Annotated in this window: 10 protein-coding genes; 4 read left to right on the top strand and 6 right to left on the bottom strand. The window is 64.7% G+C overall.

Annotated features, from left to right (window positions below):
• Positions 1-113: 113 nt before the first annotated feature.
• The 3 genes from XB14_RS13740 (at position 114) to mcpU (ending at position 5109) form a co-directional block, all read left to right on the top strand.
• On the top strand, positions 114-1895 hold the full coding sequence (locus tag XB14_RS13740; RefSeq protein WP_077962173.1) for an acyl-CoA dehydrogenase: 1782 nt from the start codon (positions 114-116) through the stop codon (positions 1893-1895).
• Between the two features lie 11 nt (positions 1896-1906).
• Positions 1907-2659 (top strand): crotonase/enoyl-CoA hydratase family protein, encoded by a 753-nt coding sequence (locus XB14_RS13735; RefSeq protein WP_077962172.1) that lies wholly within the window; start codon positions 1907-1909, stop codon positions 2657-2659.
• Positions 2660-3042: 383 nt separating this feature from the next.
• On the top strand, positions 3043-5109 hold the full coding sequence (gene mcpU / locus XB14_RS13730) for a methyl-accepting chemotaxis protein McpU (protein ID WP_234804067.1): 2067 nt from the start codon (positions 3043-3045) through the stop codon (positions 5107-5109).
• Between the two features lie 267 nt (positions 5110-5376).
• On the opposite strand, the gene XB14_RS13725 is transcribed toward mcpU, so the two are convergent.
• Complete coding sequence (locus XB14_RS13725; RefSeq protein ID WP_077962170.1) at positions 5377-6627, bottom strand: class I SAM-dependent RNA methyltransferase; 1251 nt, start codon at positions 6625-6627, stop codon at positions 5377-5379.
• Positions 6624-7406, bottom strand: coding sequence for a TlyA family RNA methyltransferase (locus XB14_RS13720; RefSeq protein ID WP_077962169.1), 783 nt, complete (start codon positions 7404-7406; stop codon positions 6624-6626). Before XB14_RS13720 ends, XB14_RS13725 begins: the two co-directional genes overlap by 4 nt.
• 247 nt (positions 7407-7653) lie before the next feature.
• Here XB14_RS13720 and XB14_RS13715 point away from each other — a divergent pair, with 247 nt between their 5' ends.
• The gene (locus XB14_RS13715; protein WP_077962168.1) at positions 7654-9861 is read left to right on the top strand and encodes a methyl-accepting chemotaxis protein; all 2208 of its coding nucleotides are present in this window, start codon (positions 7654-7656) and stop codon (positions 9859-9861) included.
• Positions 9862-9932: 71 nt separating this feature from the next.
• Here the strand turns inward: XB14_RS13715 and dxs are convergent, their stop codons facing one another.
• The 4 genes from dxs to XB14_RS13695 all read right to left on the bottom strand — a co-directional run bounded on the left by dxs (position 9933) and on the right by XB14_RS13695 (position 14363).
• Positions 9933-11846 carry a 1-deoxy-D-xylulose-5-phosphate synthase gene (gene dxs, locus XB14_RS13710; protein WP_077962167.1) on the bottom strand — a complete coding sequence of 638 codons (1914 nt, stop codon included), beginning with the start codon at positions 11844-11846 and terminating at the stop codon, positions 9933-9935.
• A 246-nt stretch (positions 11847-12092) separates the two neighbouring features.
• A complete protein-coding gene (locus tag XB14_RS13705; RefSeq protein ID WP_077962166.1) occupies positions 12093-13016 on the bottom strand; it encodes a pirin family protein in 924 nt (307 codons plus the stop codon).
• Positions 13017-13179: 163 nt separating this feature from the next.
• Positions 13180-13431 carry an exodeoxyribonuclease VII small subunit gene (locus XB14_RS13700; protein WP_077962165.1) on the bottom strand — a complete coding sequence of 84 codons (252 nt, stop codon included), beginning with the start codon at positions 13429-13431 and terminating at the stop codon, positions 13180-13182.
• A gap of 2 nt (positions 13432-13433) precedes the next feature.
• Positions 13434-14363: a histone deacetylase family protein gene (locus tag XB14_RS13695; protein WP_077962164.1), complete on the bottom strand. Its 930-nt coding sequence runs from the start codon at positions 14361-14363 to the stop codon at positions 13434-13436.
• Positions 14364-14370: the final 7 nt, after the last annotated feature.

Genomic DNA, 14370 nt, shown 5'->3' with positions numbered 1-14370 from the left:
CCTGACGTTCGGGACGCATGCGGCAATTGACGTTGACGTTTACGTAAAAATCAATAGTGTTCGGCGCAACGCGGCTGCGCCCTGCGCGACCTGGCTATTCTGGGAGGATTATCATGTACAAGGCACCCGTCGACGAGATCGCGTTCACGCTGAAACACGTGGCAGGCATGGGCGACGCGCTGCAATCGGGCGCGCTGGGCGATCTCGGTGAAGACCTGGTCGATGCCATCCTTTCGGAGGCTGGCCGGTTCGCGACGGAAGAGGTGGCGCCGCTTGGCGACATCGGCGACAAGCAGGGTTCGCGTCTTGTCGAAGGCAAGGTCGAGACCCCGGACGGCTGGCGCGACCTTTACCACAACTGGATCGCCGGCGGCTGGAACGGCCTGACTGCGCCGGAGGAATTCGGCGGCCAGAACCTGCCACATATGCTGCACGTCGCCGCCATGGAGATGTGGAATGCCGGCTCCATGGCCTTCGCGCTCGGGCCCACGCTCACCATGGGCGCCGTCGAGGCGCTGGAAAAACACGGCTCCGATGAGCTCAAGGCCACCTATCTGCCGAAGATGGTCTCCGGCGAATGGACCGGCACGATGAACTTGACGGAGCCGCATGCCGGCTCCGACCTCGGTGTGCTCAAGGCCCGCGCTGAGCGCCGCGATGACGGCAGCTACCGCATCCTCGGCCAGAAGATCTTCATCACCTGGGGCGAACACGATTTTACCGATAACATCATCCATCTCGTGCTGGCGCGCCTTCCCGATGCGCCGGCGGGCACCCGCGGCATCTCGCTTTTCCTGGTGCCGAAGTTCCTGGTCAATTCGGATGGTTCGCTCGGCGCGCACAACGATCTCTTCTGCCATTCGCTCGAACACAAGCTCGGCATCCATGGCTCGCCGACCTGCACGATGATCTATGGCGACGGCAAGTTCGGCGCTGAAAAGGGCGCGATCGGCTATCTGATCGGCGAGGAGAACCGCGGCCTCGCCTGCATGTTCACGATGATGAACAACGCCCGTCTGGCCGTCGGCATGCAGGGCGTGGCCATTGCCGACGCCGCGACGCAGAAGGCGATCGCCTTTGCCAAGGAGCGCACTCAGGGTAAGGCGCCTGGCTGGACGGGGCAGGGCATGAGCCCGATCATCGAGCACCCGGATGTTGCCCGCATGCTCCTGACGATGAAGGCGCTGACGCAGGGCTCGCGCGCGATTTCCTACGCCTGCGCCCACGCCGTCGACATGGGGCATGCAGCCGAAGGCGAAAAGGCGAAGTTCTGGCAGGAACGCTCCAGCCTGCTGACGCCGATCGCCAAGTCCTTCTCGACCGACGCCGGCGTCGACGTCGCCTCGCTCGGCATCCAGGTCCATGGCGGCATGGGCTTCATCGAGGAAACCGGTGCCGCCCGCTACCTGCGCGACGCCCGCATCGCGCCGATCTACGAGGGCACCAACGGCATCCAGGCGATCGATCTCGTCACCCGCAAGCTGCCGCTCTCAGACGGTGGGCATGTGCGCGGCTTCATCGGCGAGTTGCGCGAAATCGCCTCGGCCGTGCGCGCCTCGAACCGCAACGGTTTCGGCGAGACGGCGGCGCGGCTCGATGCGGCGCTGGACGATCTTGCGGCCGCGACCGAGTGGCTGATCGCGGCCGTCGCCGGTGGCAAGCTCGCCGAAGCGCTCGCCGGCGCCACCGCCTACCAGCGCCTCTTCGGCCTGGCCCTGACCGGTGCCTATCTGGCGAAGGGCGGCTTGGCTGAGGTGACCGACGGCAAGGAAGATCAGCGCATCGCGCTCTGCCGCTTTACCGCCGAAAACCTGCTGGCGGAGACCGCGGCGCTTAAGGATCGTGTCGTCAACGGCGCCGACAGCCTCGCCGTCGCCCGCGCCGTTCTCGCTTGAAAGGACCCATCATGACCGACCACGTGCTCATCGAACGGCCGGAGGCCCATCCCGGCGTCCAGGTGATCCGCTTCAACCGGCCGGAAAAGAAGAACGCCATCACCCGCGACATGTATGCGAAGATGACCCATGCGCTGACCGTCGCCTCAAGCGACCCGGCCGTGCGCGCCACCGCCTTTCTCGGCACGGATGGCTGCTTTTCCGCCGGCAACGACATGGCGGATTTCCTCGCCTTCGCCATGGGCGGCTCCATGGGGATGGAGGTCATCGAATTCCTGAAGGCGCTCGCGACCGCGACCAAGCCCATCGTCTCGGGCGTCGATGGCCTGGCGATCGGCATCGGCACGACGATCCATCTCCACTGTGACCTGACGATCTCGTCCGAGCGCTCGGTGTTCAAGACCCCCTTCGTCGACCTGGCCCTGGTGCCGGAAGCCGCCTCCAGCCTCATCGCTCCGCGCATCATGGGTCACCAGCGCGCCTTCGCGCTGCTCGCCGCCGGCGAGCCGCTCGATGCCAAGGGCGCACTCGACGCCGGGTTGATCTGGAAAGTCGTCGGCGCGGATGCCGTTGAAAGTGAAACCCTGGCGCTTGCCGCTCGTCTTGCCAAGAAGCCGCCGGAGGCGCTGCGCATCGCCCGCGATCTCGTGCGCGGCGACCGTAGCGACGTCCTGGCGCGCATCGACGAAGAGGCAAAGCACTTCGCAGCACAGTTGAAGAGCGCCGAAGCGCGCGCCGCCTTCGAGGCTTTCATGCGCCGCTAACGCGTTCGCCCTATGCAGCCTGAGGTGAGAAACGGGTGCCGCATGGCGCCCGTTTTGCGTTCGGGGGCAAGCTCCTAGCCGCCCGGCGGTAAAGATCCCGTTGCCGCCGGCATCGCGAACTTGCATAGGCCAATTTTAATTGCTTCTTAAATAGCGCTCGCTAGCGTGCGGCGCGATAGGCCTATCCTCATTTTCGGATGGCCCCGGCCGCATGAAGCATGGCTGGCCCCGCCTTCTGGCATGTTCAACGTTTTCCCGTAAGCGTAACCGCTCCGTCCCTCCGACGGACGAAGGATGCTGCGCGAAAATCATTAAGAGCTCATGTCCGGCGAAAGAGCGCCGGCACCTTTTGGGAGCCCATCTTGTCCAAGCGATCGAACCTCATGACGCGCATCCTGGTTGCCGCGTCCTGTGTCGTCGTCGGCGCCTTCGCCGGCTTTTCCGTTTACATCGACAGCCTGCAGCGCGACACGACCACCAGGGCCGTCGAGGAGAACATTGCTTCCTCCGGCACCCAGGCCGCCCAGAGCGTTGCCAAGTGGCTGAACGGCCGCGTCACGCTGACGGCGATGGTGAGTGACGCCACCGGCAACGTCGCAGACGACAGCGCCATCCAGCCGATCCTGAAGAACGACGTTCTGACCAGCGAGTTCATGTCGACCTATGTCGGCAACGAGAGCGGCAAGTTCATCACCTGGCCGGACAACCCGATGCCGGCCGGCTACGATCCGCGCCAGCGTCCCTGGTACCAGCAGGCCGTAAAGGCCGATGCCCGCGTGCTGACCGAGCCCTATGTCGATGCCTCCAGTGGCGCGCTGATCATCAGTGCGGCCGTTCCGGTCAAGCGTGAAGGCAAGCTCTATGGCGTTGCGGCCAGCGACTTCTCGCTCGATACGCTGGTCACGATGATCAAGGGCGTCGACGTCGGCGGCGAAGGCTTTGCCTTCCTCGCCAGCAAGGACGGCCAGATCCTCGTTCACCCCGATTCCAAGCTCGTCACCAAGTCGCTCGCCGACGCCTTCCCGATCGACACGCCGGCAATCGGCTCCGGCATCATGAACACGGAACTCGGCGGCAAGCCGATGCTGGTAAGCTTCGTTCCGGTCCAGGGGCTGCCCTCGGTCGAATGGTATGTCGGCTTCGTCATCGACGCCGATGCCGCTTATTCCGCGATCGACCAGTTCCGCATCGCAGCCACCATCGCGACGATCCTCGCGGTCGGCGTGATGCTCGTCTTCCTCGCGACCTTCCTCAACCGTCTGGTCATCCGTCCGGTCACCGACATGACGGGCGCGATGGAAAAGCTCGCTTCGGGCAACCACAACGTCGAAATCCCCGGTGAAGACCGCACCGACCAGATCGGCTCGATGGCTGCTGCCGTCGCCGTGTTCAAGGCGAACGCCGTCGAACGTGCCCGCCTCGAAAGCGAAGCGGACGCGAACCGCTCGCTGTCGGAGCGCGAGCGTCTGGAGCGCGAGGCGCAGAAGGCCCGCGACGCGGCCGAAATCCAACAGGCCGTCGATGGCTTGGCGTCCGGCCTCGGCCGCCTGGCCGATGGCGATCTCGCCTACCGTATCGACAATCCGTTCGCCGATCGTCTCGACCGCCTGCGCGCCGACTTCAACAACTCGGTCGCCAAGCTGCACGACACGCTCTGCGCCGTCGGCGCCAACGCCCGCGGCATCGATGCCGGCGCGACGGAAATCCGTTCGGCCGCCGACGATCTCGCCCGCCGCACCGAGCAACAGGCAGCTTCGGTCGAGGAGACGGCCGCAGCGCTCGAAGAGATCACCACGACCGTCAAGGACTCCGCCCGCCGGGCCGAGGAAGTGGGCGCGCTCGTCGCCCGCACCCGCGCTGGCGCCGAGAAGTCCGGCGAAGTCGTGGCCAACGCCGTCGATGCGATGCATGCGATCGAGAAGTCGTCGGGCGAAATCTCCAACATCATCGGCGTCATCGACGACATCGCCTTCCAGACGAACTTGCTGGCGCTGAATGCCGGCGTGGAAGCCGCCCGCGCCGGTGAAGCCGGCAAGGGCTTTGCCGTCGTCGCCCAGGAAGTGCGCGAACTGGCGCAGCGCTCGGCCAATGCCGCCAAGGAGATCAAGGCGCTGATCACCACCTCGGGCAACCAGGTGAGGAACGGCGTGACGCTCGTCGGCGATACCGGCAAGGCGCTGCAGACGATCGTTTCCGAAGTTCAGGAGATCAACAAGCATGTGAGCGCGATCGTGACGGCGACGCGCGAACAGTCGACCGGTCTCCAGGAGATCAACACGGCAGTCAACACCATGGACCAGGGCACGCAGCAGAACGCGGCGATGGTCGAGGAGCAGACCGCTGCAAGCCATGGCTTGGCTTCGGAGGCCGCCTCGCTCAACGCGCTGCTCGCCCAGTTCAACCTCGGCGAAGTTCAGGTCGCTGGCGGTGGTCGTCGTCGCGCGGCTTAGACGCGTGCGGATCGACAGAACACTGTAATAACAAGGCGATAAGGCCGCCGCCGTGAATCAGGATGGCAAGTGCTTCAAGCTTGAGATGACAAAGGCCCGGGAAACCGGGCCTTTGTCATTGGGATACTTGTTCTTCGTCCGCCGCGTTATCCGCCGGTCGTCCTCGGGCTCGGCCCGAGGATCCAGTGCGTGGAGGTCGAGGCCCGGAGATGGATGCTCGGGTCGAGCGCGAGCATGGAGGGAGGAGGTAGCGGCTCCCGAGCCTCCTCATTTCTCCAGCGTTGCCACCGCCTCGACATGGGCGGACCAGAGGAACTGGTCGATCGGCGTGACCGAGATGATGCGGTAGCCGGCGGCGGTCAGGATCGAGAGGTCGCGCGCGAGCGTGACCGGATTGCAGGAAACGGCCACGATCTTCTTCACGCCCGAGCGGGCGATCTCGTGACATTGCGCCTCGGCGCCGGCGCGCGGCGGATCGAAGACGATGGCGTCAAAGACCTTCAGTTCCTGCGCCATGACGGGACGGCGGAAGAGGTCGCGTTTCTCGACCGTCACCGGTTTCAGCCCTTGCGTGTTGCGCGCGGCGAGATCGAGCGCCTTCAGCGCCTTGTCTTCGCCCTCGACCGCGTGCACCCGCGCCTTGCGGGCGATGCGCAGCGCGAATGTGCCGCAGCCGGCAAAGAGATCGGCCACACGCTTGGACTTGCCGAGATGGTCGAGCACCAGCTTCGCCATCGCCTCCTCGGCTTGCGCCGTCGCCTGGGTAAAGCTGCCGGGGGGCGGCGAGACCGAGACGCCGCCGAAGTCGATCACCGGCTTTACCGGCTCGACGATGATCTCGCCGTTGAGGCTGACGCGGGCGATGCCACGCTCGCCGAGCACGGCTTCGACCGTACGCCGACGTTCGCGGTCGTCCAGCTTCTTGATGCCGTCGACGTTGAGATCGAGCCCGGAGAGCGTTTCGAGCACAGTAATGCGGAAAGGCTCGGCATTGACCGCCATGGCCGCGCCGATCCTGGCGATGGTCGCGAGCTTCGAGACGATGCCCGGGCTCGCGATCGTACATTCCGAGATCGCGACGATGTGGTGGCTTTCCGCCTGGTTGAAGCCGAGAAGCAGGTCCTTCTCGGTCTTGCGGGCGGTGAAGACCGCACGCCGGCGCTGGCCGGGTTCCGCGGTGATGAGCGGAGCGACCTCTGGCTTCAGCCCCTTCGACTTCAAAGCGGCGATGACGAGATCGCGCTTGAAGCCGTGATAGAGCGTGTCCGACGCGTGCTGAAGCGTGCAGCCGCCACAGGTGCCGTTGATACCGTCAGGCCCGAAATGCCGACAGAGTGGCTCGGCGCGCTCGGCCGACGGCTCCTTCAAAGATATCAGGGTGCCGTGCGACTTGTTGACGGCCAGAGCCACGCTTTCGCCGGGCAGGGTGAACGGTGCATAGATCGGGCCTTCGTCGCCTTCGGCAATGCCGTCGCCCTGGGCGCCAAGACGGGCGATCGTAACCGTCTGGGTGCTCATTGCTCTTCCTCGGGCTTCTTGCCCGCCAGCAGGAATTCGACATTGCCGTCGCCGCCCGCAATCGGGGAGGGGATGAGACCGAGGCTCTGCCAGCCCATGTCCTCGGTAAGCCAGCGCTCGAGCTCGGCGGCGACATCAGGTGCGCTGTCGGGATCCTTGAGCAGCCCGGCCTTGCTGATCGCGTCGCGCCCCGCCTCGAACTGCGGCTTTACCAGCAGGATGCAGTGGGCACCGGGAAGCGCCATGTCGAGCGCCGGGGGCAGCGCGAGTTTCAGCGAGATGAAGGAAACGTCGGAGACGACGAAGGTGACCTCGCGGTTGTCGATGTCGTCCTCTGTCATCGCCCGGGCGTTGAGGCCCTCGATGCTGGTGACCCGCTCGTCGCCGGCGATGCGCGGATGGATCTGGCCATGGCCGACGTCGATCGCAACCACGTGCTCGGCGCCACGCTTCAACAGCACTTCGGTGAAGCCGCCGGTCGAGGCGCCGATATCGAGACAGCTGTCTCCTGAGGGATCGAGCGCGAAATGGTCGAGTGCCGCGACAAGCTTCAATGCTGCGCGGGAGACATAGTCCTGTGCCGGGTCATCGATGGTGATCGTGACGCTCTCGGCAAACATCGACGCTGCCTTGGTGACCGTGCGGCCGTCGACCTTGACGGTGCCGCGCTGGATTGCGTCACGGGCACGCGCGCGGCTTGCGACCAGCCCCGAGTTCAGCAGCAACTGATCAAGGCGGACCCGGTTCTTGTGTTCTTCATTCTGGCGATCTTCTGACATGTGTTTCTCATGGCGACTTGCCGGCGCAATGGCAAGCCCCCCCCGCGCTCGCAGCGCCGTTGCATCCGGGCTCAACAATGCGGAAACCCTAAAAAGAAACTGAATATTCATCCATCCTTAAATGATGGATGCGAATTTGCGGCAATGTCGCACCTGCATGATGCAGGACCTCCGCCGCAAACCGGAATCTCCCGACAAAACCTGGTCTTTTCCTCACCTGACGCCTCCAGGCGCAAGGAGTTGTTGCATGCGCTTTCACCTCAGGCTTTCCCATCGCATCGGCCTGCTCGTGCCGATCGCCGTCGCCGGCATCCTCGCGATCGTCGCAATCTTCGTCGTGGAGAAGGGGATCGAGGAGGATTATCGCCGGCAGGTCCAGGTGCATCGCGACGCCGAGCGCACCTTGCTGACGCTGGAAGTTCAGTTCCTGCAGATCCGCCGCGCGGAAAAGGACTTTCTGCTGCGCCGGGACGACAAATATGTAGCCTCTCACGCCGAGACCGCTGCCAAGGCCCAGGAGACGATGGCAGCCCTTGGCAAACTGCTCGATAGCTCTTCGACCCGTCAGCAGCTTCAGGTGATCTCCGAGGGTTACGCCAGCTACCTGAAGGCCTTCGGCACTGTCGCCGAGGCCAATCGCACGCTCGGCCTCGATCCCTCAAACGGCAAGGAAGGCGCAATGCGCGCCGCCGTGCATGCAATCGAAGAACTGCTGAAGTCGGTGAAGGACAAGGGCCTGCAGGCGAGCATGCTGACGATGCGCCGCCACGAGAAGGACTTCATCATGCGGCGCGACCACAAATACGTGGAGAAGCACGCCGCCGAAGTGAAGGCCTTTGCCGGGACACCGGCCGAGGCGTTCGGCGGGGCTGACGTTCAGGCCAAGGTCCTGGCGGCGCTCAACGACTATGCGACGGCCTTCAACGACTATGCAGCGCTTGCCGAAGGCGAGACCGAGCTGAGGGCCGCGATGTCGAACGCCTTCGCCGATGTCGAGCCGGTGTTCGAACAGATGTCGGGCGCCATCGAGGCCGAGACAGCCGAGGCCGAGACGGAAAGCGTTGCCACGCAGAAATCGATCGAGGCGATCGCGCTCGCAGCCGTACTTGCCGCAATAGCTGTAATCGCGGCGACGGTGTTCCTGGTCGGTCGCACGATTTCGCGGCCGATCGTCGCCACGACCCGTTCCATGACGCGGCTTGCCGAAGGCGATGTCGCCTCGTCGATCCCCTATGCCGGCCGCAGGGACGAGATCGGCGAAATGGCGGGTGCCGTCGAAATCTTCCGTCAGGCAGCGATCGCCAACCAGAGGCTCGAGGCGGAAGCAGCCGAAAACCGCAGCCGCGCCGAAGCGGAACGCATTCGCCTGCAGCAGGAAGCCGAAGCCGCGGCGCAAACACGCCTGATCCAGGCGACTTCCGGCCTTGCCGGCGGTCTCAAGCGGCTTGCTGCCGGCGATCTCGCCTTCCAGCTCACCGAACCCTTCGCGCCGGATTTCGAACAGTTGCGCCACGACTTGAACTCGGCCGTCGCCCAGCTCGGCGACGCCTTGTCGGCGGTCGCCGATAGCAGCCGCTCGATCGACGGCGGCTCGCGCGAAATCAGCGAGAGCGCCGATGATCTGTCGCGCCGGACCGAACAGCAGGCGGCCGCCCTCGAACAGACCGCCGCCGCGCTCGACGAGATCACCGCAAACGTCACGAACTCGACGAAGCGGGCGGAGGAAGCCCGTCACGTCGCGGCCGAAGCCAATGCCAGCGCCGCCAAGTCGGGCGCCGTCGTTGCCGATGCGGTCGAGGCGATGCGCCGGATCGAGCATTCCTCCGGCCAGATCTCCAACATCATCGGCGTCATCGACGAGATTGCCTTCCAGACGAACCTGCTGGCGCTCAACGCCGGGGTCGAAGCGGCGCGCGCCGGTGAAGCCGGCAAGGGCTTTGCGGTCGTTGCGCAGGAGGTGCGCGAGCTTGCCCAGCGTTCGGCGCAGGCCGCCAAGGAAATCAAGGCGCTGATCCGCAATTCGAGCGTCGAGGTCGAAGGCGGCGTCCGGCTGGTGCGCGAAACCGGTACCGCCTTGCAGGCGATTGGGGATCATGTGGTGACCATCAACGAGCATATGAGCGCGATCGCCGTCTCGGCCCGCGAACAGTCGGTGGGCTTGAGCGAAGTCAACACGGCCGTCAACCAGATGGACCAGGTGACCCAGAAGAACGCGGCCATGGTCGAGGAAGCCAATGCCGCAAGCGCCCAGCTTGCCAACGAAGCGGTCCGCCTGCGCGAGCTGATCACGGGCTTCACGCTTCCAGGCCAGGCTCGCGCCGTAACGACTGCGGATCTGCGCAGCGCCGCCCGCGCCATGGCTACACCGGCCGGACCGGCGCAGCGGATGAGCCCGGCCCGTTCCGTGTCTCGCGGCAATACGGCGGTGGCGCAGGACGACTGGCAGGAATTCTGATCGATACCGCTGACACGAAAAACCCCGGTGATGAGCCGGGGTTTTCTTTTGTGATCGATGCGCGTGCAGCCTCAGCCGGCGGCGCCGATATCGATATCCTGCTTCTGGCCGAGCGCCTTGAAAACGGTCGAGACGATGCCGGCGCGGTCGAGGCCGGCGGCGGCGTACATCGCTTCGGGCTTTGCCTGTTCCATCCAGACATCGGGCATGACCATCGGGCGGACCTTGAGGCCGCCGTCGAGCAGGCCCTCTTCGGCCAGGAACTGCAGCACGTGGCTGGCAAAGCCGCCGACCGCACCTTCCTCGATGGTGATCAGCACTTCGTGGTTGCGCGCAAGCTCACGGATAAGGTCGTGGTCGAGCGGTTTGGCGAAACGGGCGTCGGCAACGGTGGTCGAAAGCCCGGCGGCGTCGAGGTCTTCGGCAGCCGCCAGACAGTCGGCAAGGCGGGTGCCGAAGGAGAGCAGCGCCACCTTGGAGCCTTGCTTGACGACGCGGCCCTTGCCGATTTCGAGAATTTCACCGCGTTCCGGCATCTCGACGCCAACCCCTTCGCCGCGCGGATAGCGGAACGAGATCGGTCCGGCGTCATAGGCAGCGGCGGTGCGCACCATGTGCTTCAGTTCCGCCTCGTCGGCCGCTGCCATCACCACGAAGCCGGGAAGCGTCGCAAGATAGGTCGTGTCGAAGGAACCCGCATGGGTCGGACCGTCGGCACCGACGAAGCCGGCGCGGTCGATCGGGAAGCGCACCGGCAGGCCCTGGATTGCCACGTCATGCACCACCTGGTCGTAGCCGCGCTGCAGGAAGGTCGAATAGAGCGCTGCGAAAGGTTTGTAGCCCTCGGCGGCAAGGCCGGCGGCGAAAGTCACCGCGTGCTGTTCGGCAATGCCGACATCGAAGCAGCGCGACGGGTGCACCTTGGCGAACCTGTCGAGCCCGGTGCCCGAAGGCATGGCGGCGGTGACGGCGACGATCTTGTCGTCGAAGCCGGCTTCCTGCGTCAGCGCGTCGGCAAAGACCGAGGTATAGGCCGGCGCATTCGGCTTGGCTTTCGCCTGCGCGCCGGTAATGACGTCGAACTTGTTGACGCCGTGGTATTTGTCGGCGGCGGCCTCGGCCGGCGGATAGCCCTTGCCCTTCTGCGTCACCACATGGATCAGCACCGGTCCCTTGGCGTTGTCGCGCACATTGCGCAGCACCGGCAGAAGATGGTCGAAGGAATGCCCGTCGATCGGGCCGATATGGTAAAAGCCCATCTCTTCGAAAAGCGTGCCGCCGGTGACGTAGCCACGGGCATGCTCGACCGCGCGGGTGATCGCCCGGTCGACGGTCTTGCCGAGATAGGCGGTCAGCTTCTTGCCGACTTCGCGGATGCCCATATAGGTGCGGCCGGACGCAAGGCGGGCCAGATAGGCGCTCATGGCCCCGGTCGGCGGCGCGATCGACATGTCGTTGTCATTGAGGATGACGATCAGCCGGGCGTCGAGCGCGCCGGCATTGTTCAGCGCCTCATAGGCCATGCCGGCCGAAAGCGCGCCGTCGCCGATGACGGCGATGACATTGCGGTTCTTGCCGTCGAGATCGGCTGCAACCGCCATGCCGAGGCCGGCGGAAATCGAGGTCGAAGAGTGTGCGGCGCCAAAGGGGTCGTATTCGCTCTCGGCGCGGCGGGTGAAGCCCGAGAGGCCGCCTTCCTGGCGCAGCGTGCGGATGCGGTCGCGGCGGCCGGTCAGGATTTTGTGCGGATAGCACTGGTGGCCGACGTCGAAGATCAGCCGGTCATGCGGCGTGTTGAAGACCTTGTGGATGGCAATCGTCAGCTCGACGACGCCGAGGCCCGCGCCGAGATGGCCGCCGGTGCGCGACACTGCGTCGATCATTTCCGCCCGGACTTCTCCGGCAAGCTGCGGCAGATCCTTGTCGTCGACCTTCTTCAGATCGTCGGGATAGGTCACCTTGTCGAGCAAGGGAGTAGCCGGCATCGGATTGGTTGGCAGTTGTGTCACGCTGCATGCCTCATGCGCGCCCCAGAAGGTCGGGCGCGCGATAGTTGGTGGGTACCGTCGAAGCGGCTCTTTAGACGCAATCGTTGCTGAATGCAAAACTAGGCATTCCTGCGTCACAGACCAAGAGACTAGCGCATGATTCTGTGAATCGAAATCGATTCAAGCGCCATGAGGCAATGTTGCGCGGTTTTCCTGGGGCATTCTGTTCCACTTTAGGTCGAATTACCCTTCGGGCAGTGGAACGAACTCTTCCTCGTCGCCGGGCACGATGTCGAAGCGGCCTGTGCGCCACTCTTCCTTCGCCTTGTCGATACGCTCCTTGGAAGAGGAGACGAAGTTCCACCAGATGTGGCGGGCAGACCCGAGGGCCGCACCGCCGAAGAGCATGACATGACAGCCCTGAGGCCCCGCCGTCACCGTGATCTCGTCGCCGGCGCGGAAGACGAGCAGTTGGTTGTCGGCAAAATGGTCGCCGGCAATGATCGCCTCGCCCGAGAGGATATAGAGGGCACGCTCTTCCCATTGGGCGGCGAAGGGCGCGCTTTTGCCCGGGGCGATGTTGAGATCGACGTAGATCGTGTCGGTGAAGACCGAGACGGGCGACTTCGCGCCTTCGAAGTTGCCGATCACCACCCGCGCCTTGATGCCGTCGTCGCTCATATGCGGCAGAATGCGTTCTTCGGTGTGGCTGAAGATCGGGTCGATTTCTTCCTTGTGGTCGGGCAGTGCCAGCCAGGTCTGCAGACCCGAGATCGAGCGGTCGTGGCCGCGCTGGTTTTCGGGCGAACGCTCGGAATGCACGATGCCGCGGCCGGCGGTCATCAGGTTCACGTCGCCGGGGCGGATGACCATCTCGGTGCCGAGGCTGTCGCGGTGCTTGATCTCGCCGTCGAAGAGATAGGTGACCGTCGAAAGGCCGATATGCGGGTGCGGGCGCACGTCGATCGCCTCGCCGGCGCGAAGCAGCGCCGGACCCATGCGATCGAAGAAGATGAAGGGGCCGACCAGGCGGCGCTTGGCCGTCGGCAAGGCACGGCGAACCTGCAGCCCGCCGATATCGCTGGTGCGTGGAACGATCAGATGTTCGATGGCGTCGCAGGCGGGCTTGTCGCCGGCGAGCGGGTCGGGGCCTGGAAAGAAAGACATGGCGCGTGCTCCCGTTTATGCTGTCGCATCAAGTACTAAAGCCTAAGACATCAGGCGGGTAGAGGCGAGGCAAAGACGCAGTGTTTCCGCGCGGCGATCAATCCGACGTCAATTCCGGGAAAAGCTTTAAGCGGCTTTCTGTCCGGAATTGCAATGAAATGATCTAGTCGGCGTCGAGCGGCTCCACGCCCTGCAGCCTGCCGGCGCGGTCGAGCCGGATCTTTTCGATGCGATCTTCGGCCGCCTTCAACAGCGCCTCGCAATGTTTCTTCAGGGCTTCGCCGCGCTCGTAGATCTCGATCGACTTGTCGAGGGCAACGTCGCCGCGCTCCAGCGCCGAAACGATCCGCTCCAGCTCTTCGACGGCCTGCTCGAAGGAGAGGGCGGAAACGTCCGGTTGCGTGGTGGTGTTCATGTCTACCCTCTCATCAGTCTCAAGATGTGCAGACCGGCCGATTCGGCGAGCCCCTGAAGGTCATAGCCGCCTTCGAGCAGGCTGACCATGCGGTTGCCGGCGCTGCGGTCGGCGATCTCGTGCAGCCGCCCGGTCGCCCAGTCGAAATCCTCGGCGACGAGATTGATCTGCGCCAGCGGATCGCGGTGGTGCGCGTCGAAGCCGGCGGAGATCAGGATGAAGTCGGGCCGGAAGTTGGTGAGTGCCGTAAGCACGCGAGAGCGAAACGCTTCGCGGAAATGGTCGCTGCCCATGTTCGGCGACAGCGGCGCGTTGACGATGTTGCCCTTGACGCCTGTCTCGTCCTTGGCGCCGGTGCCGGGATAGAGCGGCATCTGATGGGTCGAGCAGAAGAGCACGGACGGGTCGTCCCAAAAGATGTCCTGCGTGCCGTTGCCGTGGTGCACGTCCCAGTCGACGATCGCGACGCGTTCGGCGCCGTGGACCTTCTGGGCATATCGCGCGGCGATCGCCACCGTGTTGAAAAGACAGAAGCCCATCGCCTTGTTCTTCTCGGCGTGGTGTCCCGGCGGCCGGGCCGCGACGAAGGCGTTGTCCGTCTCGCCGGTAAAGACAGCGTCGACCGCAGCGGTCGCCCCGCCGATGCCGGTCAGCGCAGCGTCGAGGCTCAAGGGGCTCGCATAGGTATCCGCCTCGAAATGGTTGAGCCCTTCCTCCGGAATGGCGCGCTTGACGTCGCGCAAGTGTTCTTCCGGGTGCACAAGCAGAACCAGATCTTCGCTCGCCTTCTTGGCCTCGATCCGTTTGAGATCGGCGAAGTTCGGATGCTCTAGCGCAAGGTTCAGCGCCTTCAGCCGGTCCGGCCGTTCGGGATGCCCTTCCGGAACCTCGTGTTCCAGAAAGACCGGATTTTCGTAGAGGAACGTGGTCATGCCGCAA

Origin of the sequence: Ensifer adhaerens (assembly GCF_002007205.1) — a bacterium.
In the GTDB taxonomy this organism is placed as follows: domain Bacteria; phylum Pseudomonadota; class Alphaproteobacteria; order Rhizobiales; family Rhizobiaceae; genus Ensifer; species Ensifer adhaerens_D.
This window is presented reverse-complemented; position numbering and strand designations above follow the sequence as displayed.

Excerpts from the sequence above, each read along its gene's own strand:
- XB14_RS13740 (WP_077962173.1), top strand. The coding sequence starts at position 114 with ATGTACAAGGCACCCGTCGACGAGATCGCGTTCACGCTGAAACACGTG.
- XB14_RS13735 (WP_077962172.1), top strand. The coding sequence starts at position 1,907 with ATGACCGACCACGTGCTCATCGAACGGCCGGAGGCCCATCCCGGCGTC.
- mcpU (WP_234804067.1), top strand. The coding sequence starts at position 3,043 with ATGACGCGCATCCTGGTTGCCGCGTCCTGTGTCGTCGTCGGCGCCTTC.
- XB14_RS13725 (WP_077962170.1), bottom strand. The coding sequence starts at position 6,627 with ATGAGCACCCAGACGGTTACGATCGCCCGTCTTGGCGCCCAGGGCGAC.
- XB14_RS13720 (WP_077962169.1), bottom strand. The coding sequence starts at position 7,406 with ATGTCAGAAGATCGCCAGAATGAAGAACACAAGAACCGGGTCCGCCTT.
- XB14_RS13715 (WP_077962168.1), top strand. The coding sequence starts at position 7,654 with ATGCGCTTTCACCTCAGGCTTTCCCATCGCATCGGCCTGCTCGTGCCG.
- dxs (WP_077962167.1), bottom strand. The coding sequence starts at position 11,846 with ATGCCGGCTACTCCCTTGCTCGACAAGGTGACCTATCCCGACGATCTG.
- XB14_RS13705 (WP_077962166.1), bottom strand. The coding sequence starts at position 13,016 with ATGTCTTTCTTTCCAGGCCCCGACCCGCTCGCCGGCGACAAGCCCGCC.
- XB14_RS13700 (WP_077962165.1), bottom strand. The coding sequence starts at position 13,431 with ATGAACACCACCACGCAACCGGACGTTTCCGCCCTCTCCTTCGAGCAG.
- XB14_RS13695 (WP_077962164.1), bottom strand. The coding sequence starts at position 14,363 with ATGACCACGTTCCTCTACGAAAATCCGGTCTTTCTGGAACACGAGGTT.